Source organism: Citrobacter sp. LUTT5, assembly GCF_009905315.1.
GTDB lineage: Bacteria > Pseudomonadota > Gammaproteobacteria > Enterobacterales > Enterobacteriaceae > Citrobacter > Citrobacter freundii.
This window is the reverse complement of sequence record NZ_CP047606.1, coordinates 2565321-2590914: the sequence shown is the minus strand read 5'-3', so window position 1 is coordinate 2590914 and position 25594 is coordinate 2565321. Positions and strand designations below refer to the sequence as shown.

At 51.6% G+C, this 25594-nt stretch carries 25 protein-coding genes; 11 read left to right on the top strand and 14 right to left on the bottom strand.

Annotated features, from left to right (window positions below; genetic code table 11):
* Positions 1-43 precede the first annotated feature (43 nt).
* Positions 44-787, bottom strand: a complete 744-nt coding sequence (gene rstA, locus GUC46_RS12375) for a two-component system response regulator RstA (protein ID WP_170926231.1) — start codon at positions 785-787, stop codon at positions 44-46.
* 117 nt (positions 788-904) lie between these two features.
* Between rstA and GUC46_RS12370 the strand changes: the two genes are divergently transcribed.
* A complete protein-coding gene (locus GUC46_RS12370) occupies positions 905-1240 on the top strand; it encodes a GlpM family protein (RefSeq protein WP_003028950.1) in 336 nt (111 codons plus the stop codon).
* Here GUC46_RS12370 and folM read toward each other — a convergent pair.
* The 3 genes from folM to ydgH form a co-directional block, all read right to left on the bottom strand.
* The gene (gene folM, locus GUC46_RS12365; RefSeq protein WP_054528360.1) at positions 1237-1959 is read right to left on the bottom strand and encodes a dihydromonapterin reductase; all 723 of its coding nucleotides are present in this window, start codon (positions 1957-1959) and stop codon (positions 1237-1239) included. The genes GUC46_RS12370 and folM overlap by 4 nt on opposite strands.
* 36 nt (positions 1960-1995) lie before the next feature.
* Positions 1996-3378 (bottom strand): amino acid permease, encoded by a 1383-nt coding sequence (locus GUC46_RS12360; protein ID WP_003843569.1) that lies wholly within the window; start codon positions 3376-3378, stop codon positions 1996-1998.
* A 245-nt stretch (positions 3379-3623) separates the two neighbouring features.
* Positions 3624-4568 carry a DUF1471 family protein YdgH gene (ydgH, locus tag GUC46_RS12355; protein WP_003028946.1) on the bottom strand — a complete coding sequence of 315 codons (945 nt, stop codon included), beginning with the start codon at positions 4566-4568 and terminating at the stop codon, positions 3624-3626.
* Between the two features lie 525 nt (positions 4569-5093).
* Between ydgH and pntA the strand changes: the two genes are divergently transcribed.
* Both pntA and pntB read left to right on the top strand, forming a co-directional pair.
* Complete coding sequence (gene pntA / locus GUC46_RS12350; RefSeq protein WP_016150210.1) at positions 5094-6623, top strand: Re/Si-specific NAD(P)(+) transhydrogenase subunit alpha; 1530 nt, start codon at positions 5094-5096, stop codon at positions 6621-6623.
* A 10-nt stretch (positions 6624-6633) separates the two neighbouring features.
* Positions 6634-8022 carry a Re/Si-specific NAD(P)(+) transhydrogenase subunit beta gene (gene pntB / locus GUC46_RS12345; RefSeq protein ID WP_032935797.1) on the top strand — a complete coding sequence of 463 codons (1389 nt, stop codon included), beginning with the start codon at positions 6634-6636 and terminating at the stop codon, positions 8020-8022.
* A gap of 46 nt (positions 8023-8068) precedes the next feature.
* On the opposite strand, the gene GUC46_RS12340 is transcribed toward pntB, so the two are convergent.
* Positions 8069-9103 (bottom strand): AI-2E family transporter, encoded by a 1035-nt coding sequence (locus GUC46_RS12340; RefSeq protein WP_130714673.1) that lies wholly within the window; start codon positions 9101-9103, stop codon positions 8069-8071.
* Positions 9104-9519: 416 nt separating this feature from the next.
* Here GUC46_RS12340 and mdtJ point away from each other — a divergent pair, with 416 nt between their 5' ends.
* Together mdtJ and mdtI are read left to right on the top strand one after the other, a co-directional pair.
* A complete protein-coding gene (mdtJ, locus tag GUC46_RS12330; RefSeq protein ID WP_161799268.1) occupies positions 9520-9885 on the top strand; it encodes a multidrug/spermidine efflux SMR transporter subunit MdtJ in 366 nt (121 codons plus the stop codon).
* A complete protein-coding gene (mdtI, locus tag GUC46_RS12325) occupies positions 9872-10201 on the top strand; it encodes a multidrug/spermidine efflux SMR transporter subunit MdtI (protein ID WP_003028939.1) in 330 nt (109 codons plus the stop codon). Before mdtJ ends, mdtI begins: the two co-directional genes overlap by 14 nt.
* A gap of 34 nt (positions 10202-10235) precedes the next feature.
* Here mdtI and GUC46_RS12320 read toward each other — a convergent pair whose 3' ends face one another.
* From GUC46_RS12320 to msrP, 5 genes are all read right to left on the bottom strand, one after another.
* Positions 10236-11057, bottom strand: coding sequence for a serine protease (locus GUC46_RS12320; RefSeq protein WP_096890172.1), 822 nt, complete (start codon positions 11055-11057; stop codon positions 10236-10238).
* Between the two features lie 270 nt (positions 11058-11327).
* On the bottom strand, positions 11328-11723 hold the full coding sequence (gene asr / locus GUC46_RS12315; protein WP_003028934.1) for an acid resistance repetitive basic protein Asr: 396 nt from the start codon (positions 11721-11723) through the stop codon (positions 11328-11330).
* Positions 11724-11860: 137 nt separating this feature from the next.
* Positions 11861-13348, bottom strand: coding sequence for a carboxypeptidase M32 (locus tag GUC46_RS12310; RefSeq protein WP_130714672.1), 1488 nt, complete (start codon positions 13346-13348; stop codon positions 11861-11863).
* 47 nt (positions 13349-13395) lie between these two features.
* Positions 13396-14022, bottom strand: a complete 627-nt coding sequence (gene msrQ / locus GUC46_RS12305; protein WP_130714671.1) for a protein-methionine-sulfoxide reductase heme-binding subunit MsrQ — start codon at positions 14020-14022, stop codon at positions 13396-13398.
* A complete protein-coding gene (gene msrP, locus GUC46_RS12300; RefSeq protein WP_044699866.1) occupies positions 14022-15026 on the bottom strand; it encodes a protein-methionine-sulfoxide reductase catalytic subunit MsrP in 1005 nt (334 codons plus the stop codon). The genes msrQ and msrP overlap by 1 nt, the downstream gene beginning before the upstream one ends.
* A 189-nt stretch (positions 15027-15215) precedes the next feature.
* Between msrP and GUC46_RS12295 the strand changes: the two genes are divergently transcribed.
* The 3 genes from GUC46_RS12295 (at position 15216) to GUC46_RS12285 (ending at position 18258) form a co-directional block, all read left to right on the top strand.
* Positions 15216-15938: a response regulator transcription factor gene (locus GUC46_RS12295; RefSeq protein WP_003028928.1), complete on the top strand. Its 723-nt coding sequence runs from the start codon at positions 15216-15218 to the stop codon at positions 15936-15938.
* Positions 15935-17425 carry an ATP-binding protein gene (locus GUC46_RS12290; protein WP_103848909.1) on the top strand — a complete coding sequence of 497 codons (1491 nt, stop codon included), beginning with the start codon at positions 15935-15937 and terminating at the stop codon, positions 17423-17425. The genes GUC46_RS12295 and GUC46_RS12290 overlap by 4 nt, the downstream gene beginning before the upstream one ends.
* A 143-nt stretch (positions 17426-17568) precedes the next feature.
* Positions 17569-18258, top strand: coding sequence for a CPBP family intramembrane glutamic endopeptidase (locus GUC46_RS12285; protein ID WP_130714670.1), 690 nt, complete (start codon positions 17569-17571; stop codon positions 18256-18258).
* 30 nt (positions 18259-18288) lie between these two features.
* Here GUC46_RS12285 and GUC46_RS12280 read toward each other — a convergent pair whose 3' ends face one another.
* Positions 18289-19542, bottom strand: coding sequence for an MFS transporter (locus GUC46_RS12280; protein ID WP_160180231.1), 1254 nt, complete (start codon positions 19540-19542; stop codon positions 18289-18291).
* A gap of 107 nt (positions 19543-19649) precedes the next feature.
* On the opposite strand from GUC46_RS12280, the gene GUC46_RS12275 reads away from it, so the two are divergent.
* The 3 genes from GUC46_RS12275 (at position 19650) to bioD (ending at position 22718) form a co-directional block, all read left to right on the top strand.
* Positions 19650-20558, top strand: coding sequence for a LysR family transcriptional regulator (locus GUC46_RS12275; protein ID WP_003836337.1), 909 nt, complete (start codon positions 19650-19652; stop codon positions 20556-20558).
* 118 nt (positions 20559-20676) lie between these two features.
* Entirely contained in the window at positions 20677-21897 is a 1221-nt protein-coding gene (gene mlc / locus GUC46_RS12270; RefSeq protein ID WP_003028923.1) for a sugar metabolism global transcriptional regulator Mlc, read from the top strand.
* Between the two features lie 125 nt (positions 21898-22022).
* A complete protein-coding gene (gene bioD, locus GUC46_RS12265) occupies positions 22023-22718 on the top strand; it encodes a dethiobiotin synthase (RefSeq protein WP_044712378.1) in 696 nt (231 codons plus the stop codon).
* On the opposite strand, the gene clcB is transcribed toward bioD, so the two are convergent.
* The 3 genes from clcB to GUC46_RS12250 form a co-directional block, all read right to left on the bottom strand.
* On the bottom strand, positions 22674-23963 hold the full coding sequence (gene clcB, locus GUC46_RS12260; RefSeq protein WP_130714668.1) for a voltage-gated ClC-type chloride channel ClcB: 1290 nt from the start codon (positions 23961-23963) through the stop codon (positions 22674-22676). The two genes, bioD and clcB, sit on opposite strands and share 45 nt — an antisense overlap.
* A 119-nt stretch (positions 23964-24082) precedes the next feature.
* Positions 24083-24697 (bottom strand): Tat proofreading chaperone DmsD, encoded by a 615-nt coding sequence (dmsD, locus tag GUC46_RS12255; RefSeq protein WP_130714667.1) that lies wholly within the window; start codon positions 24695-24697, stop codon positions 24083-24085.
* 42 nt (positions 24698-24739) lie between these two features.
* The gene (locus GUC46_RS12250; RefSeq protein WP_130714666.1) at positions 24740-25594 is read right to left on the bottom strand and encodes a dimethyl sulfoxide reductase anchor subunit family protein; all 855 of its coding nucleotides are present in this window, start codon (positions 25592-25594) and stop codon (positions 24740-24742) included.

Below are 25594 nucleotides of genomic sequence, written 5' to 3'. Positions count from 1 at the left end.
ATTGTGAATAATCCAGCCGATCAATGAGATCGGCCCGATGGCATTACTTCTGTGGCTCGTCGTCCCAGGCGTGAGGTGCAAAGAGATAACCTTTGTTGCGCACTGTTTTGATTCGATAAGGTTCAGTCGCATTATCGAGCAGTTTTTTGCGTAACCGGGAAATCGCGACATCTACGCTGCGATCCATGCCGTCATAGCTTACGCCACGTAGGTTCTTAAGCAACGCATCGCGGTCCATAATCTGCCCGGCATGGGTTGCCAACTCCCACAGTAATTCAAAATCAGCGGTGGAAAGAGAAACTTGCTCGCCGCCGAGCAGCACGGAGCGGTTGGTTGGGTCGATAGTGAGTGTGCCGAAGCGCAGCGTTGTGTGCGGTGTGATGGTCGCCGATTGAATGCCTTTAGACTGGGTTGAGTGCTCATTCTGACGCAGGTGCAGACGCAGGCGAGCCAGCAGCACCGCTGGCGGCGTGGTTTTCAGAATATAGTCACAGGCGCCCATTTCCAGTGCCAGGATATGGTTCATGTCGCTATCCAGCGAGGTGAGCAGGACAATCGGGCCTTGCCAGCGTCCGCGTAAATCTCGGCAGATAGTCATCCCGTCTTTGCCCGGCAGCATGATATCTAATAACACCAGATCGGGTTGAACGTGCAGGATTTTCTCCTCGGCCAAATCACCACGAGGTTCAAGGATAACCTCAATATCATGCCGGGCCAAATAGGCTGCAATCAGTGAGCCAACTTCGGGATCATCTTCAACAAATACGATGGTGTTCATATCATTAATTTTGAATATAAAACGTCAACATACACCGCCCTGATTTTTCCTTCCATTAATCTTTTCTAAACAAGAACGCTTCCGTTATGCTAGGGGCTGATGTTATTGATGTGTTAAGGCAGAGTGATGGGACTCGTTATAAAAGCGGCGCTCGGTGCGCTGGTGGTGGTGTTGATTGGCTTGCTGGCGAAAACAAAGAATTACTATATTGCCGGATTAATTCCGTTATTCCCGACGTTTGCGTTGATTGCCCACTATATCGTGGCCAGTGAACGCGGGATCGAGGCGTTACGTACAACCATCATATTCAGCATGTGGTCGATTATTCCCTATTTTGTCTACCTCGTTTCACTGTGGTATTTCACCGGATTTATGCGCTTACCCGTTGCGCTCGGCGGATCAGTGGTGTGCTGGGGCCTGAGCGCGTGGTTGCTGATCTTTTGTTGGATCAAACTGCACTAACGCAGATGACGCCCACCATCAAGGGCAAAACTACGTCCGGTGACAAAACAGCTGGTTAACAGATAGTCAATTAAATCAATGACCTCTTTTTCACCTGGCGCGGTTTTCATCAGTGATTTGTTCAGTGCCTGCTGGCGATACTCTGCATCATCACCCTCGTTAAACAGGATAAGTGAAGGGGCAATCGCGTTCACTTTCACTTCCGGTGCCAGTTTGCGCGCGAACGAGCGGGTCATATTATCCAGCGCCGCTTTGCTGGCAGCATAAGCAATGTGCTTGTCGCTGCCGCGCTCCACAACATAATCAGTAAAATGGATTATATCGCTGGCCGCGTGTCCATGACCGCGTAGTAATCTTTCCAGTGCGTGGTTGAGCAGGTAGGGCGTATTGACATGAATCTGCATCATGGCTGACAGCACATCGGTCAGCGGTGTACCAGGCTTTTCTGCAAGCCAGGCACTGGCATTATGCACAATGGCGCGCAAGCCATCCGTCTGAGCTTTGACCTCATCAGCAAAGGCCAGCACACCTTCATCCGTGGAAAAGTCAGCAGGAATACAAATTGCGCCCGCTTCTCGCAGGCCGTCAATGGCAGGATAGTGCGTACGGTAGCTGACGATAACTGGCTGTTTTTGGTTCAGAAAGTGCCATGCGACGGCGAGGCCGATACGACGACCACCTCCGGTGATAAGAATTGGCAAAGGGTTTTTTTTACCCATCGTAATCTCCATATGTCGCGAACGATGGGTATAACGTTACCCCATCAGCATCCAGGTAGCCGGCACAGCAGCAACAAGCAGCAGGCCGATCAGCGCCATCTCCTGGCGTTTTAATACGTTTTCATGCGCGTGCGTTTTACGGGCATAAAGAAAAACCAGCAGTCCTGGCGCATACAGCACTACGGACAGCAGCAGGTGCATCGGACCTGACGCATACAATAACCATATGCCATAAATACTCGCCCCGATACCGACAGCCTTATGAATCGGACGGGTTGCAATTTTTAACAGAAATGCGCCGACCAGCAAATAGGGCACCAGAATCATCTCTGAGGCGATAGTCAATAACGTATTGTAGTCGGAACCAGTAAGCCAGATCAGCACCAGGCAGAGCTGTACGCAGATGTTGGTCAGCCATAGCGACGCCGATGGCGCGCCTTGCGCGTTCTGTCGCGCAAAAATGCGCGGAAAAGCTTTGTGCGTGGAGGCGAGGAACGGCACTTCCGCCGCCATAATCGTCCAGCTTAGATAGGCGCCGCACACGGAAACAATCAGACCTGCGGCAATAATAATTTCGCCCCATGGTCCCATCATTTTAACCATCAGACCGGCCATTGACGGGTTACGGATCTCCGCCAATTCGGGACGTGCGACAACGCCCAGAGACAACAGGGTGACCAGCAGGTAAACGCCCAGCGCGGCAAGTACTGCCAGCAGCGTGGCGCGTCCGACATCGCGTTTGTTTCTGGCACGGGCAGAAACTACCACCGCGCCTTCCACACCGATGAATACCCACAAGGTGATGAGCATGGTGTTTTTGACCTGCTCCCAGACGGGAACGCCCAATGCTACGCCGGTAAAATCGAGAGTAAAGGTGTCGAGCTTAAACAGCATGAATGCCAGCACGATAAACAGACCCAGCGGCAGTAATTTCGCCAGCGTCGCGACCAGGTTAATACTGGCTGCCGTTTGCACACCGCGCAGCACAAGGAAGTGTACGATCCACAGCAGCATCGATGCGCCCACAATCGACTGCCAGGTATTACCGTCGCCAAACAGACGTAACTCAGGCGTGTCGGTAAAGAAGCTGAGTGCAGAGAAGACAATGACCAGATACGAAACGTTAGCGATAACGGCACACAGCCAGTATCCCCACGCGGAGCAGAAGCCAATCAGCTCGCCAAAACCTTCACGCGCATAGGTAAAAATACCGCCATCCAGTTCAGGACGGATACGCGTCAGGATCAGCATGGCAAAGGCGAGCAAAAGAATACCCGCACCGGTAATCGCCCAACCAATCAGTAATGCAGCCGGGCTGGCTACTGCCGCCATGTTTTGTGGCAGGCTGAAAACGCCAGCGCCGAGCATTGAGCTTAAAACCAGCGCGGTCAGTGCGCTCAGACCCAATTTCTTTTCCATTTGTATCCAGTTACAAAAACGAGAGTGAGAGAATAATTATTTTGGCAAACCGCATAAAAATGGTGAAAGCCACTAAGGCGCGGGATTTTACGGAGAGAAGAGAATGCATGCAATGGGGATAGAGAGATTTGTGACTAATAGTGTGAAAAGTCGTCTTAATACTGCTGTTTTTGTTTTGTCTGGGAGCAGAACTGCGCGAAATTATCAGGTCTACAAGGACTGTAGACCTGATAATACATTGGGTATTACTTATACAGATCGGCGCTGATCGTCACGTTGTTACCACGTTCTGACCACTGGCGGGTGATGTGATAATACTTCGCGCCTTTTTTCGCTGCGCGTTTTGCTACCTGATAAGAAACTTCCGTCATGTTGCCGTAGTTACCGGTGAACTTGATGCTGTCGAACGGTACCATCATGGCGGCGGTCGCTTTGTTTAGTTCTTCAACTTTGGTTCCATCCGGTAGCGTGACAGTGTAACGTCCGCCTTTGGTGGATTGCGTTTCGAAGAAGCGACCGACTTCAGCACTCGGAGAAGCGGTAGTCGCAACGCCTGGAATCTCAACTTTCTTCGCGGCTTCGCCACCTGCTGCTAATGCGGCGCGTCCGGCATCAGAATCTGCTGGGATCGCATCAGGGCTTTGCACTACGCGTTTTTTCGCATCAGCTTTGTAGATGAATGCGGTAATACGCTGGTTGCCGCCCTGGTTGGCATCGACCTGGCGCACGATATAGAAGGAATATGCACCTTTCTCTCTCGCAGCTTTGGTGATTGCATCGTTTACTTCAGGCTGGCTACGGTAGAAACCCTGTACCGTAACGGTATCGTAAGGTTCAATCAGAACGGCCTGATCTTTAGGCAATTCCATAACGCCGTTAATGATACGGTTTTTTGACGCTTCCGCTTTTTCAGCGTCAGCTTTATAGACGTCGGCAACAACGCGCCAGTTACCGCCGCTGCCAAAATCTGAAGTATCAACAACATAAAAGGAGGCTGCACCGTCTTTATCTGCACGGCGTGATACGGCAGCAACTGCATCACCGATAGCATTAAAACGACCGGTGACCACAATGCGGTCATAGGGTTTCAGGGCAGCCGCTTGCTCCGGCGTCAATTCTGTCGCTGCATTGACAGAAAAAGCAGTCGCAGAAATAAGTGCGGACGCCAGGAGAGTGTTCTTAAGCTTCATAAAAATAATCCTTCGCCTTGCGCAAACCAGGTACTGGTATTGTTATTGACTAGAAACGTCGCTGATTATTGCATTTAAATTGCGTCAGTGTCTGCGTCATTTTTCACTCATCGTGCCACCTGGCTTAACAACATCGATAACATTTTGTGATATGCCGAAAAATTCGGCGTTTGGTGACCAAAACTGATAAAGCAGTTGAATTTCATAAGTTAATTTAATGTTAATTAATTGTTTTTGGCAGGTACGTAATCATGTTTTGCCGCTTCGCTTAAGCGAATTATCAGCCTTTGTGGGCTATTTTTAGGGCATTTTATCTGTCTGAGGTTCGATTCATCTCTATTTTGCGAATTTCATAATAAATACTGTTTTTTGGCGCTAGATCACAGGCGTCATTTTCAGTAGGTTATACAGAGTTTGTTACTGTTTTATTTTATTGAGGTAACACTGACCTCTCTCGAGAGTGCGCGCATGCCTCGTGCGAACATTGATAAACCATCATCATAATTACAGATGGAAGGGAACATTATGCGAATTGGCATACCAAGAGAACGGTTAACCAATGAAACCCGCGTTGCAGCCACGCCGAAGACGGTTGAGCAGCTGCTTAAGTTAGGTTTCAGCGTCGCGGTTGAAAGCGGTGCAGGTCAACTGGCGAGTTTTGACGATAAGGCGTTTGTACAAGCAGGCGCAGAAATTGTTGATGGAAATGCAGTCTGGCAGTCAGAGATCATCCTGAAGGTCAATGCGCCGGAGGAGGCGGAAATTCCGTTACTCAATCCGGGCACGACGCTGGTGAGCTTTCTTTGGCCCGCGCAAAACCCTGAACTGTTGCAAAAGCTTGCAGAGCGAAACGTGACAGTTATGGCGATGGACTCCGTGCCGCGTATTTCGCGCGCACAGTCGCTGGATGCTTTGAGCTCAATGGCGAACATCGCCGGGTATCGCGCTATTGTTGAAGCTGCACATGAATTCGGTCGCTTCTTCACCGGCCAGATCACCGCCGCAGGCAAGGTTCCACCTGCCAAGGTCATGGTGATTGGTGCGGGTGTGGCAGGTCTTGCGGCGATCGGTGCGGCAAACAGCCTGGGCGCTATCGTGCGTGCTTTTGATACCCGTCCGGAAGTGAAGGAACAAGTGCAGAGTATGGGCGCCGAGTTCCTTGAACTGGACTTTAAAGAAGAAGCGGGCAGCGGTGATGGCTATGCCAAAGTGATGTCCGAGGCGTTCATCAAAGCCGAAATGGAACTCTTCGCTGCACAGGCGAAAGACGTCGACATTATTGTTACCACTGCGCTGATCCCGGGCAAACCGGCCCCGAAACTGATCACCCGTGAAATGGTCGATTCGATGAAAGCGGGCAGCGTAATTGTCGATCTTGCCGCGCAAAACGGCGGTAACTGCGAATATACCGTGCCTAATCAGGTGACAACCACCGAGAACGGGGTGAAGGTTATCGGCTATACCGACCTGCCTGGCCGTTTGCCAACGCAATCTTCCCAGCTTTACGGCACCAACCTCGTCAACCTGCTCAAACTGTTGTGCAAAGAGAAAGACGGCAATATCACCGTCGATTTTGACGACGTGGTTGTTCGCGGTGTCACGGTGGTTCGCGAGGGTGAAATCACCTGGCCTGCGCCACCTATCCAGGTTTCTGCTCAGCCGCAGGCTGCGCAAAAAGCCGCACCTGCACCGAAAGAAGAGAAAAAACCTGTCTCTCCGTGGCGCAAATATGCACTGATGGCGCTGGTGGTGATTTTGTTTGGCTGGCTCGCCGACGTTGCGCCGAAAGAGTTCCTTGGTCACTTTACGGTGTTCGCGCTTTCCTGCGTGGTGGGTTACTACGTGGTCTGGAATGTGTCACATGCGTTGCATACTCCGCTGATGTCTGTGACTAACGCTATCTCAGGGATTATCGTGGTTGGGGCGTTATTGCAAATTGGCCAGGGTGGCTGGGTGAGTTTCCTGAGCTTTATCGCGGTGCTTATTGCCAGCATTAATATTTTCGGTGGCTTCACCGTGACTCAGCGCATGCTGAAAATGTTCCGGAAAAACTAAGGGGTAACATATGTCTGGAGGATTAGTTACAGCTGCATACATTGTTGCCGCTATCCTGTTTATTTTTAGTCTGGCGGGGCTTTCGAAACACGAAACCTCTCAGCAGGGTAACAACTACGGTATCGCCGGGATGGCGATTGCGCTGATTGCCACGATTTTTGGCCCGGATACCGGCAACGTTGCGTGGATCCTGGTGGCGATGATCATCGGCGGCGCGATTGGTATTCGTCTGGCGAAGAAAGTTGAGATGACCGAGATGCCGGAGCTGGTGGCAATTCTGCACAGCTTCGTTGGTCTGGCAGCGGTACTGGTGGGCTTCAACAGCTACCTGTATCACGACACGGGCCTGGAGCCGATTCTGGTGAACATTCACCTGACGGAAGTGTTCCTCGGTATCTTCATCGGTGCGGTAACCTTTACTGGTTCTGTGGTGGCCTTTGGCAAACTGCGCGGCAAGATCTCCTCTAAACCGCTGATGCTGCCGAATCGTCACAAAATGAATCTGGCGGCGCTGGTTGTTTCTTTCCTGCTGCTGGTGGTATTTGTCCGTACCGAAAGCGTGGGCCTGCAGGTTCTGGCGCTGCTGGTGATGACCATAATTGCACTGGCTTTTGGCTGGCATCTGGTGGCCTCCATCGGTGGTGCGGATATGCCGGTGGTCGTTTCAATGCTCAACTCCTATTCAGGATGGGCTGCGGCGGCGGCGGGCTTTATGCTGAGCAATGATCTGCTGATCGTTACCGGTGCGCTGGTCGGTTCTTCTGGTGCGATCCTGTCTTACATTATGTGTAAGGCGATGAACCGTTCATTTTTCAGCGTTATTGCAGGTGGCTTTGGTTCTGACGGTTCTTCTACTGGATCAGATGAAGAAGTCGGTGAGCACCGTGAGATTACTGCGGAAGACACAGCAGAAATGCTGAAGAACTCGCACTCCGTGATCATCACCCCGGGCTATGGCATGGCAGTGGCTCAGGCACAGTATCCGGTCGCGGAAATCACTGAGAAACTGCGCGCGCGTGGCATCAAAGTGCGCTTCGGTATTCACCCGGTAGCAGGGCGTTTGCCCGGTCATATGAACGTACTGCTGGCGGAAGCCAAAGTCCCTTATGACATCGTGCTGGAAATGGACGAGATCAATGATGATTTCGCTGATACCGATACCGTGCTGGTGATTGGTGCCAACGATACGGTAAACCCGGCGGCACAGGATGACCCGAACAGCCCGATCGCCGGTATGCCGGTGCTCGAAGTATGGAAAGCGCAGAACGTCATCGTGTTCAAACGTTCGATGAACACGGGCTATGCTGGTGTGCAGAACCCGCTGTTCTTTAAAGAAAACACTCATATGCTGTTTGGCGATGCCAAAGCCAGCGTGGATGCGATTCTGAAAGCGTTGTAATCGTCAGTGAAAACTAAGACGGCCTCTGCGGAGGCCGTTTTGCATTTTACTCTTTGTTGAGATCGCTCAGTAACCCCGCAATGCTTTGACCGCCATTGGTTTGCTCTAGCGCGATTTTCACAATGATGGTTAGCGGAACAGAAAGCAGCATCCCAACAGGGCCGAGCAGCCAGCCCCAGAAGATTAACGACAAAAAAACCACCAGCGTAGATAGTCCAAGTCCACGCCCCATGATCCGCGGCTCGAGGATATTCCCGAATACCAGGTTGATGACCAGATAGCCTGCCAGAACCACCAGCGCATCGTAAAGGCCGCTAAATACCAGCACCTGAGCAATAGGGGGAATGGCCGCCAATACCGAACCGATATTAGGGATGTAGTTCAGGGCGAAGGCCAGTAATCCCCAGACAAAGGCAAAGCGCACATCCAATGCAGCAAGCATGCCCCAGGCGACCAATCCGGTCACAATGCTGATTGCCGTTTTAAGCACCAGATAGTGAGAGACGCTGTCGATGGCGCGTTGAATCGCCGCCATACCTTCAATGGGGCGACTCATCATTTGTTTTAGTTTGTTGGGCAGTTGCGGTACTTCCAGCAGCATAAAAACTACCGTCAGTAGCAGTAAAAAGATCGATGACATAGCATTCGAAAGCTGCGCCAGCAAATTGGTCACCAGCGTCATTGCCGCGTTTGGATCGATATATTTGACGAGCTCATCCACGGAAACGCCGATCCCTGCGCGTTGTAACCATGGTTCAAGATTTTTTAGTGGAATAACCAGTGAAGAGCGATATTGCGGTAGCGTACGCGCAAGCTCATTTAAGGATGTGCCTAAATACGCTAACAGCAGTACCATTAGCATTACAATAATAACGATGAGCAATGACACCGCAAATACGCGCGGTATGCGAAGCTTGACCATCCGCTGCACCACGGGGTTCAGCACAACGGCTATAAATAACGCCAGAATAAAGGGGACGATGATATCTGCGGCAAAGCGAATGCCGCTCAGGATGATAACCAGCATGCCCAGCATAATGACTATTTTTAGACCGTTAAGCGTGATGATCGGTTTCGCCATGTGTATTCCTGCGTTTTTGATTTTTGAATCTGAATAATAGTGTGATTTGCGTCGAGCCGTTATAACAAAAATCAAACGGGGCAGGTAAAGAAGTGAAAAAACTTTGAGTTCGTATTGAAGCTATGATACAAATCATCTGTGTTTAACTACCGAGGACAATTATCATCCGCGATGATGAGAAGCAACACTGCGGATAATTGTAATATTATGGACAATATGTTCAGGATGTTTTTGCGTTTACCTTCACTTCTTCGTACCTCTTCCACTTTCTTGCTTGCGGGTGAGCAACACTGGCGCAACGCGCTTTAGTCCCTTCTTCTGCCTGAGCTGGCGCTGTGCGCTGAGCTAACTAATTTTATTTTTTGGTTTACTGCATGCAGTAGGCCCAAAGGACTATATTCTCAAGCAGGAGAAGCATCATGTTTTACTGGATATTATTAGGTCTGGCCATCGCGGCTGAAATTACTGGTACGCTTTCAATGAAATGGGCAAGCGTCGGCCATGGTAATTCGGGCTTTATTTTAATGCTGGTAATGATCGCCTTATCGTATATTTTTCTCAGTTTTGCCGTTAAAAAAATTGCCCTTGGTGTGGCCTATGCCCTGTGGGAAGGGATCGGTATTTTATTTATTACGCTGTTTAGCGTTCTGTTATTTGACGAAACCTTGTCCACATTGAAGGTGGCAGGACTGGCTTCACTGGTGGTCGGCATTGTGCTGATTAAATCCGGCACCCGAAAGCCTGTTAAACCAGGCAAAGAGGTGACCCATGCAACAGTTTGAATGGGTTCACGGTGCCTGGCTGGGTATGGCTATCGTGCTGGAAATCGTCGCTAACGTCTTTTTGAAATTTTCCGATGGTTTTCGCCGCAAGATTTATGGCGTGCTGTCGTTAGCTGCCGTATTAGCGGCCTTTAGCGCGCTGTCGCAAGCGGTAAAAGGTATTGATCTTTCGGTGGCTTATGCCCTGTGGGGCGGATTCGGTATTGCCGCGACGTTAGCGGCAGGTTGGGTGCTGTTTGGTCAGCGCCTGAATAATAAGGGCTGGATCGGCGTGATACTGCTGCTGGCCGGAATGATAATGATAAAACTTGCCTGATATCCATGCTGCCCGTTAATGCGGGCAGCATGTGTTATTCCTGCGCCAACGCTTCCAGCTTCTCGCGAAAACCGGTCACGGATATGGCGCGATTATCTGCCCGCCAGCGATCTTTTGCTGCTGGAGCGGAGCTTTGCACACCAATCAACTGCCAGCCAGAATCTGTCTGCAACATCAATGGCGAACCGCTGTCGCCCGGGAGCGTGTCGCACTGGTGTGACAAGACGGTATTCTGCGCCCAGCCGGTCACCACACAATCCTGATGTGTGTACAGGTCGTCCAGATGATCTTCCGGATAGCCCGACTGCGTGACTTTACGATCTGCAGTTTTTAGCGCCGCGGTTAACGCGTCTTTGTCACCATCAAACAGTGGCAGCGGTGTGATGCCAGACGGCGGATTACGCAGCACCACCAGACCAAAATCCCACGGGGCTGCGGCAGGCGGCACTATCCAGCCATCACCATCGGCTTTTAAACGTTTGGCAAGTGAGGGCGCAACCCGGCCTTCAATGTCGTGGATTTCATAGCGCCAGAGACCCTTTTTAGACACGAAGCGCAATGCGACGGCTTTGTCCGGCTTACCTTTCGGGGGGGTGAGTAAACAGTGTCCGGCTGTAAGGGCCAAATGTGGCGAAATGAGCGTGGCGGTACACAGGTTACCGCTGGCGGTTTCCAGTTGCCCGATAGCGTCCCACGGCGATTGTGTAGGGTCAGTCACCTTTACGCGATCGTCATGACCAAAAAACAGCGTTTTTATATTTTCTGCTTCAGTGCTGTCCGTTGCAGGCTTGTCCGCATGTGCAACGACAGGAAGTAAACAAAGTGAACCCAGTAATACAGCAATGGTTTTATGCATATCACGCTCTGGTGGGGAATTATGATTATTAACAGCAAACCCTCAGTTAATACTATAGACGGGACGACTTGAAAGTGGGAGTAAAATCAGATAACTACATTCAGGCAAGATAAAAACGCATGGCGATGATGGCGCAAATTATCAACGTAATAAGAATTAACTCAAAGCGGTAATGTGACACCATTTTACCCTCCGAAAGGCGGCGCTACATCAGGTCGATCTAGCGCCGTATGCTATGGCGTGGGGGACGCCATAGTGACTACAAATGCGTTATGCTGCAGGTTGAGCTGCGGGTTTAGCAGTGTCGTGTTTTACTGCTTTTTTGGTGTGTTTTTTAGCGGCCTGAGCTTTCTGCTCTGGCGCTTTTTGTTCTGCAGCTGGTTTGGTTGCAGCTTTTTTGGTGTGTTTTTTAGCAGCCTGAGCTTTCTGCTCTGGTGCTTTCTGTTCTACAGCCGGTTTTGTGGTGGATTTTTTAGCGTGTTTCTTGGCAGCCTGTGCTTTCTGCGGCGCTGCTTTGTGCTGTTTTTTATGATGCGTGGTTTTTGCCGGCGCAGCTTTAGTGGTTGCTGCAGCAGCCGGAGCGGTTGTAGCAGTTGTTTCAGCAGCAAATGCAGCAGAAGACAGACCCATAGCAGCGGCAACAACCAGAGCTAATACTTTTTTCATTCTCATACCCTCGATTTGGTTTTTCATTCAACCCCACTGCGGGGCCGTTGAAATAACTATATCGCTGTAATCACAGGGCTTCCGTGAGTCATTGGTATCGACGTGTAACGATATGTACAATGACTCACGGTATGAGATTACAAATAGCGGGCTTCCAGGTGGGCGCGGAAATAACGGCTGCTAAGCGGCTCTCCGGTGGCCTGGGTAATAAGCTGTTCAGTGGTGAAACGGCTGCCATGCTGCCAGATGTTCTGACGTAACCAGTCAAACAGGGGACCAAACTCACCTTGCGCAATAGACTGATTCAAATCAGGTAATGCGTGGTTAGCGGCACTGAACAACTGCGCCGCATACATAGCGCCCAAGGTATAGGAAGGGAAGTAGCCAAAGCCGCCGTCGGTCCAGTGAATATCCTGCATACAACCGTTACGATAGTTTCCGATCGTTGACAGCCCCAGCCAGGCCTGCATTTTCTCATTCCACAATGCCGGGATATCATCCACTTCAATATCGCCATTAATGAGCGCACGTTCGATTTCATAACGCAGGATCACGTGAGCGGGATAACTCACCTCGTCGGCATCAACACGGATAAACCCGGGTTTGACCTGCTGGTTCCAGGCGATGAAATTGCTTTCTTCAAATGCAGCCTGATCGCCAAAGTAGCGCGTTACAGCAGGAATTAACCGTGTCAGAAAGGCTTTACTGCGTCCCAGTTGCATCTCAAAGAACAGACTCTGGGACTCATGAATGGCAGTTGAGCGTGCCAGAGCGATAGGTTGCCCTGACCAGTTACGCGGAAGATTTTGCTCATAGCGGGCGTGACCGGTTTCATGGATCACGCCAAACAGCGCACTGAGTAATTCGTTTTCATCATAGCGGGTGGTAATGCGAACATCTTCTGGTACGCCGCCACAGAAGGGATGTGCACTGATATCCAGCCGACCAGCGGTAAAGTCAAAACCTAGCTGTGCCATTGTTTCAAGACCCAACTCTCGCTGTACAGCTGTTGGGAAAGGGCCTACCGGGGCGATGAGCGACTGTTGAGACTGCTTTGCCACTACCTTGTTTAGCAAGTCGGGTAGCCAGCTTTTAACGTCCGCGAAAAGGTTGTCCAACTGCGCGCTGGTCATCCCCGGTTCAAAGATGTCCAGTAACGCGTCATACGGCGAACAACCTTTAGCTTCTGCGCGCAGTCGGGCTTCTTCGCGGCTATACTTCACAACCTCTTTCAGGTTTTCGGAAAATCCTTCCCAGTCATTTGCCGGTCGCTGGCTACGCCAGGCATGCTCGCAGCGGCTTCCCGCAAGTGATTTTGCTTCTACCAACGATTCCGGCAACAAGGATGCCTGGTGATGCAGTCGCGACATTTCGCGCAGGTTCGCCTGTTCTACATCGTTGAGGTCTTCGTGTTGTGCTGCGGAGATCCACATTGCCACTTTCGGATCGGTTAACAGTTGGTGTTCAAGCACGCTCAGCTCGGCCAGCGCTTCGCCGCGGGCTTTGCTTCCTCCTGACGGCATCATGGTAAACATGTCCCAACTGGCGATTGCCGAGAGGTGGGAGAAGCGAGAGAGCCGCTGGAACGTGCGGGTGAGCTGATGGTAATTATCATTGTTACTCATTTTTTGTTCTCGTTCTGTTTAGGTGTGGTTAAGAAGTTTACCGTGATTCACTCACTTTTCATAAACACACCTTTATACCTGGTTTTTCGTAAAAGCTTTTTATAGCGAAAAGCCAACAGAACCACAAAACAGATGGCGTAGATAATAGGGAGCGGTGACAACACTTTTACCGACCACAGGTAATGCAGCGGTAGCAATATGGCGGTCAGGTAGACGTAGTTGTGCAATGTTTGCCAGCGTTTACCCATTTTACGCTGCGCGGCTTGCGTGGAGGTCAACGTCAACAGGAATAAGATAATCCAACCGGTCATGCCCAGGGTTAGCCATGGGCGTGAAACCAGTTCACGACCCAACAATCCCAGATTTTGTATACCCAGTTCCAGCAGAGCATAGCTGGCCATATGCAGTGTGGCCCATGCAAAGCACCATAAACCTAACAACAGCCGGGTACGAAACAACAAAGGCTGCTTTGCATAGCGTGCAAGCGGGGATACCAGCAAAGTAGCAAGCAAAAACTTTAGCGCGGTAATACCCGTAAAGTGTTGGATATCTTTTCCCGGGTCGGCACCCAACCCGCCATGCTGCGCGGCCCAAAAGAGCCATAGCAGGGGTAAAAAACCAGCGAGATGCAGCAGCACTTTCAGGCCGGTTATCTGTTTTGCGGTCAATCTCACTAAAAATACTCCCGAAGATCCATACCCCGATATAACGATGCCACCTCATCGGCATAACCATTAAAAGGTAACGTGGGCTGTCGCTGCACATCAAGAATGCCACCCGAACCGATAAACCGTTCAGTAGCCTGAGACCAACGAGGGTGATCGACCTGCGGATTTACGTTGGCGTAAAAACCGTATTCATTCGGTGCTGACATATTCCAGGTCGTCGGCGGCTGCTCACGCGTCAGCGTAATACTGACTATCGATTTAATGCCCTTGAAGCCGTACTTCCAGGGTACGGTCAGGCGTATCGGCGCCCCATTTTGCGGCGGCAATGCTTTGCCATATACGCCTACGGTCAGCAGTGTTAGCGGATGCATGGCTTCATCCAAACGCAGACCTTCAACATAGGGATATTTTAACCCACCGCCAATGAAGCGATCTTTCTGGCCGGGCATTTCATCAGGGGCGTAGCGAGTTTCAAAGGCGACGTATTTGGCGTGACTGGTTGGCTCAACCAGCGCCAATAATTTATGCAAAGGAAATCCGACCCACGGCACAACCATCGACCATGCTTCAACGCAACGCATCCGGTAAATACGCTCTTCTAACGGAAAGCGAGTGGTCAGCGCATCATGATCCAAGGTTAAAGGTTTGTTGACCTCACCGTTGATCGTCAATGTCCAGGGATCGGTTTTCAGACTACCGGCATTGGCGGCGGGATCTGCTTTATCCAGACCAAATTCATAGAAATTGTTGTAGCCCGTCACCTTCTCTTCTGGCGTCAGAGGCAGGCTGTTTTGCCAGCGCCCGGGCTTTGTAAATTCGAGCGCTTTGCCTGCGGGTGCTGGTGGACGATCGTTGCCTTTAAACCAATCCAACAAATTAGCCTGTGTAGGGGAAGACAGCGTGGCCGCCGCCGCGCCTATCCCAAGTGCTTTGAGGATTTGTCGTCGTTGCATAAAAAAAACTGATTCGGCTGTAACATCAGCTTCCCGAAGTGGACGTTTTTTCTGCATAACTTTTCCTTTTTATTTTCATGTTAAGGAAAACAAAGCGACGTTTCCCTGTTGATGCCTGGTGTGTCTATAACGACATACTGCGCGTATGCGTATCCCTGGATCCTCACGAAAAGTTAAAAATTTTGTGATAACTTCCGCCCCTTGCCTGAGGTAAGCTTTCAGCACGACGAGAGGGGGATGACACTGATGGCAGGCGCGAAAAAGATATTTTTGGTGGAAGATGACAGCGATATTGCCTCACTTTTGCAACTTAGCCTGAAGGATGAGGGTTACGAGATAGTTCATGAAGCGGACGGCACGCGAGCGCTTGAACAACTGGAGAAACACGTTTGGGATGCCGTTATCCTCGATTTGATGCTGCCGGGTGTCGACGGGCTGGAGATTTGTCGTCGCATTCGCCAAATGAGTTTTTATTTGCCCGTCATTATTATCAGCGCCCGCACCAGCGAAACGCACCGTGTATTGGGGCTGGAAATGGGGGCCGATGATTATCTGGCCAAGCCTTTCTCGGTGCTGGAGTTGATGGCTCGGGTGAAGGCGTTGTTTCGCCGTCAGGAAGCGATGAGTCAGAACCTGCGAATGGAGGCGGGGATTATCACCGTTCATGGCGTAGAGATTGACCCTTTAGCCCGGGAAGTTCGGCTGCATGGTAAATCCCTCGATTTGACACCGCGAGAATTCGATCTGCTCTATTTTTTCGCCCGTCATCCAGGCGAGGTCTTTTCGCGCCAGGCGCTGTTAGATCAGGTGTGGGGCTACCAGCATGAAGGGTATGAGCATACGGTGAACAGTCATATTAATCGTCTGCGGACCAAAATTGAAAAGGATGCTGCGGAGCCGGAAATTATTCTCACGGTTTGGGGACGAGGCTATAAGCTTGCTGCGGTTAATGCGGAGCATCAGCCATGATTTATCGCCTGTCGCTGAGCCAGCGTCTGACTCTGGTCTTTACCGCCATTATGCTGATTTGTGCGGTTGCCGTCAGTGCTGTCCAGGTTCGTAGTAGCAAACAATATGGCGACGCGATGGTGCAAAGGCTCTCGCTGGAGCTGGCGAGCAAGATTGTCAAAAGTGAGTCGCTTATTGATGCCAGCGGGCAGGTTAATCGGCAGACCTTAAAAGGATTGTTTAATCACCTGATGACGCTCAACCCCAGCGTGGAGCTGTATCTGGTTTCACCATCAGGTGAAATACTCGCTGATGCCGCACCGCCGGGGCATGTCCAGCGGCAGAAAATTAGCGTGCAGCCGATTCAGGATTTCCTTAACTCAGATGCGTTGCCCGTATATGGCAACGATCCGCGCAGCAGCCAGCAAAAGGTATTCAGCGCCGCGCCGGTTTTATATAACGGTGAGCTGCATGGCTATTTGTACATTATTCTGCAGGGCGAAGATCTGAATATGTTGGCGAATACCGCCTGGCAAAAAACGCTCTGGAATACCGTGGCCTGGACGTTAATACTGGTTTTATTAGCCGGCGGAATTGCAGGTTTTCTGGTGTGGCGATGGGTGACGAATCCAGTGAAAAGGTTGACTGGGCAGGTGGTCAAACTGGAACAGGACAGCATTAGCGTCATCAAACAGCTGGCGCAAAAAAATCCCGATCCGGCCCCGGCAAATGAAATTGCGTTGTTGAACAATGCGTTTATCGAGTTAGCGCAGAAAATTGCGCAGCAGTGGGATCTATTAGCGGACAGCGATCGTCAGCGCAGAGAGTTTATAGCCAATATTTCGCACGATTTACGCACGCCGCTGACTTCATTGCTGGGGTATCTGGAAATGCTGTCGCTGAAAGCCGATACGATGACGCCGGAGGAAAACCGGCATTATCTTAGTATCGCGCTGCGCCAGGGACATAAAGTTCGTCATCTGTCACAACAGCTGTTTGAGCTGGCAAGACTGGAGCATGGCGGTATAAAACCGCAGCGTGAACGTTTTGCTATTGGTGAATTGATCCAGGATGTGGCACAGAAATTTGATCTCCCTGTTGCCACGCGTCATTTGCAGTTGCACCTTGATGTAATGGGGCCGTTACCGCTGGTGAATGCCGATTTATCAATGATAGAAAGAGTTGTGACGAATCTGCTGGATAACGCTATCCGTCATACGCCTGACGGAGGCGAAGTGCGGCTAAAAGTCTGGCGTGATGCAGACCGTTTATTAGCCGAAGTTCAGGACAGCGGGCCAGGGGTAGAAGAAGCTGTGCGAAAAGTATTGTTTCAGCGCCCGACCGCGTTAGTTCCCCGTGAGCAGAGGGCTGAGCGCGGCGGCCTGGGCTTACTAATCGTGCGTAGAATGCTCGAGCTGCATGGAGGGGATATCAGCCTGGTTAGCTCAACGGCAGGGGCCTGCTTCCGTTTTTCGTTGCCGCTGGCGGATTCTCCCCTGAGTAGTTGACGGTGAAGTTCCGGAGTAAAGAGGGTTTTGGCATTGTACCAATGGGCATTGCGTAAAAGTTGGTAGGTTGTCAGTGATAATGAGAATTTTTATCATATATCAGTAATTCATCAACTTATCTTCGATGAGCGCAAGGAGATTGTATGTCACAGGATGCCGACAACCTGTATATCGCCAGGACCAAAGCAGTGGCTGGCTGCTTTTCAATGTTTTTACTGATGTTTGGCCTCACGTTTACCCCGTTGTTTTTCCCCGCGAGTCAGGGCCTGCTTGCCAAAGGGCTACTTTTCCCGCTGTTGTTTGCATTGGAATTTGTTGTGCTGGTTCCGCTGTATTACTTCTTCTTCAGAAAAAGAGAGGGGCTGGGCAAAGGCATTTTCAACGCCAGGTGGTTTACCATTTTGTTCGCGGCGCTGCTGTTTATTCAGCTTATCCTGCCATTGATTTTGGGTCTCAGACAAACCGAAGCGTGGGTGACCAGCCAAATATCCTTAAGTAGTTACGCATTGTGGTTATCTACGTTGACTCTGATATTTATTGCGCCAGTTTATGAAGAAATTGTTTTCAGAGGCTGTTTATTCAACGCGTTCCAGTACTGGTTCAATAATAAAACCTGGCTGTCGTCAGTGGTGGTATCGGTCATTTTTGCCATCATGCATACGCAGTATGTGGATCTACGTACGTTGCTGATGTTGTTTCTTGTGTCGCAGGTTTTGATCATCGCCAGACTGAAAAGCAACGGCCTGTTGATGCCGATCATGCTGCATATAGTGATGAACGGGACGGTTATTGCTCTGCAAATGGGAGCCCAGACGTTACTGCCTGATTCATAAAGGCGATGCCCGGAATCCGGGCATCGGGGATTATACGTGCAGACGATGGTGCAAACGTGCGCCGACCAGCAACGCCAGCACCAGCATCAGGGCGATAAATCCGCCCACGCCGTTCCAGCCGTAGCTGTGCCAGAATACGCCGCCGAGCGTACCGGCAATACTGGATCCCAGATAATAGCTGAACAGATACAGGGAAGAAGCCTGGCCTTTAGCGCGTTTTGCCCGTGGTCCAATCCAGCTGCTTGCAACGGAGTGCGCGGCAAAAAAACCGGCTGAAAAGAGCAGCATCCCGACGAAGATCAGCCATAGCGATGTGAGCAGGGTCATCAACAGTCCAACCAGCATCACGCCAGTTGAAAAGAGCATTACCGGGCCACGGCCATAACGAGTGGTCATAGAACCTGCTTTTGGCGAACTCCAGGTCCCGGTCAGATACGCCACAGATAACAGACCGACAACCGCCTGGCTGAGCTCCCACGGAGAGAGCATCAGGCGGTAGCCGATGTAATTAAACAGCGTGACAAACGATCCCATCAGTAAAAAACCTTCCGCAAACAGCAGCGGCAAGCCTCTGTCGCGCCAGTGCAAGCGGAAGTTGATAAACAACGTTTTCGGGCGCAGTGACGTTGGTCTGAAATGACGAGATTCCGGCAGGATTTTCCAGAACATCAGCGCAGAGGCAAGGGCAAAACAGCCGATCGCCGCCAGCGCGATACGCCAGTTAAAAAAGTCGGTAAACACGCCACTGATCAAGCGACCACTCATACCGCCAATCGAGTTACCGCTGATATACAAGCCCATTGAAAAGGCGACGAAACTGGGATGAATCTCTTCACTCAGATAGGTCATCCCTACCGCCGCGACCCCGCTCAGTGAAAGACCTATCAGCGCACGCATGATTAAAATACCGTGCCAGCTGGTCATCATTGTTGAAAGGAGCGTACAACAAGAGGCGAGCAGCAGCGCGGTAACCATCACCGGCTTGCGGCCAATAGCATCTGAAAGTGGGCCGGTAAACAGTAACCCTATCGCCAGCATCGCCGTTGAAATGGAGAGTGAAATACTACTGCTGGCAGGAGAGACACCAAACTCGTGCGAAAGCACAGGCAGTATGGGTTGTACGCAATAGAGGAGGGCAAAAGTCGCCAGTCCGGCGGAAAACAGCGCCAGCGTGACGCGCATAAATGGGGATGTTCCGCGTTTTATAAAACCATCCGGCGGGGTAACTATCTGTTCATCAACATCGCTTGTTGGCGCGGTATCGACAGTTGTTGTACGGCTCACTTGAAATCCTTGCTCATCCAATTACGTCTACAGGACCAGCCTTAAGAGTATGAAAATCACAATATTCTGTCTAATATATTAATAATCTCAAATAATACTTTAAAAATATGAATATCGAACTGCGTCATTTACGTTACTTTGTGGCCGTTGCCGAAGAGTTGCATTTTGGTCGGGCGGCAGCGCGATTAAACATTTCGCAACCGCCGCTAAGCCAGCAGATCCAGATCCTTGAACAGCAGGTTGGCGCCCGGTTACTTGCCCGAACTAACCGTAGCGTGGCGCTGACCTCTGCTGGAAAGCAGTTTCTGGCAGACAGTCGGCAGATCCTCGGGCTGGTTAATGAAGCCGCCGCCAGGGCTGAGCGTTTGCATTTGGGAGAAGCAGGGGAATTGCGTATCGGTTTTACGTCGTCGGCGCCGTTTATCAAAGCCGTTTCAGATACGTTATCTCTGTTTCGCCAAAGCTACCCGGCAGTGCATATGCAAACCCGCGAAATGAACACACGTGAGCAAATTGCCCCGCTCAATGAAGGGACGCTGGATTTGGGACTTCTGCGCAATACGCAGCTTCCGGAAACGCTGGAGCGTGAAATCATTCTTCATGAACCACTGATGGCGATGATCCCACGCGCGCATCCGTTGGCGCAAAAACCCGTGGTCACGTTGGCCGAGCTGGCGAATGAGCCATTTGTCTTTTTTGACCCCCATGTGGGGACAGGGTTGTATGACGATATTCTTGGCCTGATGCGTCGCTATGGACTAAAACCGACGATTGCGCAGGAGGTTGGCGAAGCGATGACTATCATCGGGCTGGTGGCTGCAGGATTAGGGGTTTCTATACTTCCTGCTTCTTTTAAACGGGTGCAGCTATATGAAATGTGTTGGATCCCGATAGCGGAAGAAGATGCTGTCTCGGAAATGTGGTTAGTGTGGCCAAAGCATCATGAGCAAAGTCACGCCGCGCAACGCTTTCGTGAGCAGCTGCTGGCGGCCGTTCAGGCGATTAATTTAGTTTAAAAATGAGTGAAAATGTGCAGTAAATCACAAGGCTAAGTAAAAAGTTGACGGGAACCATTGAAGTGCTTCACCATAGCCCGCAGATTATTTCGGAGCGCGAAAATAAAGGGAGTAAGTGGTGGTTGCTGATAGTCAGCCTGGGCATATCGATCAAATTAAGCAGACCAATGCTGGCGCGGTTTATCGCCTGATTGATCAGCTGGGTCCGGTATCGCGTATTGATCTCTCTCGCCTGGCGCAATTGGCGCCTGCCAGTATTACTAAAATTGTCCGCGAAATGCTCGAAGCGCACCTGGTGCAAGAGCTGGAAATCAAGGAAGCGGGCAGCCGTGGGCGTCCGGCAGTTGGGCTGGTTGTTGAAACGGAAGCCTGGCACTATTTATCCATCCGTATCAGTCGCGGCGAGATCTTTCTGGCACTGCGCGATCTGAGCAGCAAACTGGTGGTAGAAGATTGTCTTGAAATGGAGCTGGTCAGTGAAACACCGCTTCTGGAACGTGTTATTACCCAGGTCGACCAGTTTTTCATCCGCCATCAACAAAAGCTGGAACGCTTAACCTCCATCGCCATCACCTTACCCGGCATTATTGATACTGAAAACGGTATCGTGCATCGCATGCCATTTTACGAAGATGTCAAAGAGATGCCGCTGGGCCAGGCGCTTGAGAACCATACTGGCGTACCGGTCTATATTCAGCATGATATTAGCGCCTGGACCATGGCTGAGGCGCTTTTCGGCGCATCGCGTGGTGCGCGCGACGTCATTCAGGTGGTGATCGATCATAACGTGGGTGCCGGGGTAATCACTGACGGTCATTTACTGCATGCAGGCAGCAGTAGCCTGGTGGAAATTGGCCATACGCAGGTGGATCCGTACGGTAAACGCTGCTACTGCGGTAACCATGGTTGTCTGGAAACGATCGCCAGCGTCGACAGCGTGCTCGAACTGGCGCAGGTGCGCTTGAAGCAGTCAATGAGTTCTTCTTTACACGGACAACCGCTGACGGTAGACGCACTGTGTCTGGCGGCAATGCAGGGTGATTTATTGGCGAAAGATATCATTAGCGGCGTCGGGACCCACGTCGGCAGAATTCTTGCCATCATGGTGAATTTGTTCAACCCGCAAAAGATATTGATTGGGTCTCCGCTCAGTAAAGCGGCAGATATCTTGTTCCCCACCATCGCTGACAGCATTCGTCAGCAGGCACTTCCGGCTTACAGTCAGCATATAGTCGTTGAAAGTACGCAGTTTACCAATCAGGGGACGATGGCGGGGGCGGCGCTCGTTAAGGACGCGATGTATAACGGTTCTTTGTTGATTCGTCTATTACAGGGTTAACATTTTTTAACTGTCGTACGAAAAATTGCGCTATCTCAAGCTGATCCTGGTCGTCATACCTTAGACTTTCTCCACTGTTTTATTTTCCTGACTTATATTTTCAAAGCATAACGGTGGAGTTAGTGATGCTGAAGCGTTTCTTTATTACAGGTACAGACACTTCTGTTGGGAAGACCGTGGTTTCCCGCGCATTACTACAAGCGTTAGCGTCAGGGGGTAAAAGCGTTGCGGGTTACAAACCTGTAGCCAAAGGCAGCAAAGAGACGCCCGAAGGTCTGCGCAACAAAGATGCGCTGGTGCTGCAAAGCGTGTCCACTATCAAACTGCCTTACGAAGCGGTCAACCCGATTGCGCTCAGCGAAGACGAAAGTAGCGTAGCGCATAGTGGTCCGGTCAATTACACCCTGTTATCCAACGGTCTCGCAAGCCTCAGCGAAAAAGTCGATCACGTTGTCGTGGAAGGCACCGGAGGCTGGCGGAGCTTGATGAACGATCTGCGTCCGTTATCGGAATGGGTGGTGCAGGAACAACTGCCGGTGCTGATGGTGGTGGGTATCCAGGAAGGCTGTATTAATCATGCTATCCTCACCGCACAGGCGATTGCCAGCGACGGACTGCCGCTGATTGGCTGGGTCGCGAACCGAATCAACCCGGGGCTGGCGCATTATGCGGAAATCATTGATGTGCTGGGTAAAAAATTACCTGCCCCGCTTATCGGTGAACTGCCTTATCTGCCTCGTGCAGAGCAGCGTGAGCTGTCGCAGTACATCCGTCTGTCAATGCTCGGCAGCGTGCTGTCGGTAGATAGAGTCGTGGCGTAACGTACGCGACAGCACCGACGCCAGGACACAGGCAATCAGTAATCCGGGGAGCAGGCGATACTCCCCGGTCATTTCACAAACCATCAAGGTCGACATTATTGGTGCATGCGTGGTAGCTGCCAGCAGCGTGGCCATCCCCGTTAAGCCCAGCAAAATAGCAATTTCATCTGAGCCCGGAAGCCATAATCCCCATACCTGACCCAGCAGCATGCCCACCGACAAGCCGACAAACAGCGTTGGCGTAAACACGCCACCTGGCGCACCGGATCCACTGCTGGCAAGCACCGCCAGTAATTTGCAGATAAAAATCCCGCTAACTACGGCCAGCAGCGGTGGCGAAAGTAAATATGACTGCACCACGCTGTAGCCATTACCCCAGACCGCAGGCGTGAGCAATGAAAGCAGGCCAACGATCAACCCACCAAGCGCCAGTTGCCACGGCGGCGAGAGTTTTAAGCGCAAAAAACCATTATGACTGGCGGTCATCAGCCACATGAAGAGCGGTCCGCAGAAGCCAGCAGCCAAACCGGTGCTGACAATCATAACGTATTCCAGAGTATGCAATTCCCGAGACAGGTGAACGGTATACAGCAGCGCATTGCTGTCGCTAAGCAGATTGGTGGTGAGTAATGCGACTACGGCGGACACCACTACCGGTCCCAGTGATGCGAGGATCAGCGTGCCAAACAACACTTCGGCAATAAATAAACTGCCCGCCAGCGGGGCATGATAGGCTCCGGCCATACCCGCTGCGGCGCCGCAGGCAATCCATAACTTCCATTCTGTACGTGGGGTAAAGCGTTGAGCAAAGCAGGAAGCCGCCAGCGCCGCCAGTAAAATCATGGCACCTTCGCGTCCGATAGCGCTCCCGCTGGCGACAACCAGTAACGAGGCCAGCGATTTCACCAGGCTGGCACTGACGTCAAATTGTCCGTCGGTTTGTAGAGCTTCCATATAATCAGTGGGAGCCTGTGGGCGTAAACGGTTAAATTTTTGCCAGCCCCACAGTAGTAATCCAGCCGCCAGACCGCCGAGTGCAGGTGTAAGCATACGCCTTAAAGGCGAAAGGTTTGTCGCAGCGTTGACCAGACTCCCCGTGTTATTGCTCAGAAACAACCATTCGAGAAGCAGCATGGCATGACGAAATCCTGCGACGGCCAGCGCAGCAAGGACGCCAATCAACGCGGCGATCAGCAGACGGCGGAACATGGCGCGCAGGTCAGGATAAGCATGTAAATGATGCATGTGTGGCCAGAGAGGAAGTTTCAGACGTTTTATTTTGCGGCTATTTGACAACAGAAGCAAAAGCTCAGCGTGCGCAACAGGATGCACCACAGGCAGTATGCATCCTGCCTGTGACGAAATTAACGAAACAAAGGCTTATCGGCTACCGGGATCAATAACTGTGATTGCCACTGTGCCAGCGTCAGACGCGCCAGCTCACCCAGCGTCTGGTAGAAAGGGTGATCGGCTTTTTCGATAAACACATTAAGGAAGCGCGATGACCATGGGAACAGATGCCAGGCCAGCAGCTGTTCGCACTCGGTGTGGCGTTCGTTCTCAGCAAGCCAGGCCGTCAGCAACAGTAGTGAACCAAAGTGATCTTCCGGCTCATTTTGCTGCATAGCAAACTGGATACCGTTGTCACGCATCCACTGACGCAGAGCCAGCGTGGAGTCGCCAAACAACACGTTTTCACGATCCAGCCAGACGGATCCCCAGGGCGGAGAAGGGAGCGCATAAGGGCCAACAAACAGACGTTGCCAGGCCTGCGGGAGAGACTCATCGGCCTCAGCCTGAAACTGTGCAACTAACGGCGAAATCGTTGTCTTTTCAAGCGGCCACTGCGCCTGCCAACCATCGTTGCTTAACGCACTGACCAGTGCCGAAGCTTCGGCACTGTCTGGGGCATAGTAAAACAGCGCGCCGAGCACACGCGCTGCGGTGGAAAAGTTGTCACGTTGTGAAAAATGGGTCATGCAAACAATCCTGAACAGTGCGGGTTGCCCCGCACCCGAAAATTAACCTGCGACAGCCATTCCGACTGTCATATGTAAACCGTAAAACAAGCCGCGGCCAATGATTTCACCGGCGAGGACGGACACTAAGCCCAGCGCCAGTCCGCCGACGGACGGTTCTTTGCGACGGACAAGCGGGCATATCCAGCAGCCCAGCCCCGCAACCAGCAGGAGGATGCGCCAGACCTGCAGGCTTGCGTAGTCGGGCACCAGCGCGCCAGCGTTTTGTACCGAACTGTGGATTTCGCCGAGCGACAGTCCCTGCAGCACAACAACAGCCACGGTCACCAGCAGGGCCAGCACGCTGATACCGGCGAATCTGGCAGGGCTGCAGGAAACACCCGCAGCCCGCAGCAGCAGGGCGGCAAACAGCGGCCCGCTCAGCAGCATCGTCATGAAAAACGCCAGTGTAGTATAGCCATTATACCAGGTTGGGACGGTGTCTATCTGGTAGACGTTGGTCATCGCATAGACAAATACCAGGCCCAGCAACATGCTCAACAGCAGCCAGATTTTACCTAACGTTGCGGGCATTTTACCGAGAAACGCCACCAGCCACCACAGGCCACCGACGGCGAAAAACAGCGAACCGCTGGCAATTTCGTTACTCAGCGCCGATGCGCCAATTCGGTTCAGCGAGTTAAATGCGCGCAGCGGCGAACCTAAATGCATGACCGAGGCGAGAAAGGCGATGCCCATCACCAGCCACAGAAAAAACATACTGCGAACGATACGTTGTTTTACCCGCTCGTCTTTAGCGGTCAGCCAGCCGTAACCACTTACGATCAGCGCCCCGGCCACGCACTGGCCGAGCACCGTAAACAGGACCAGTGGCCATTCATGCCATCCATTGCCCAT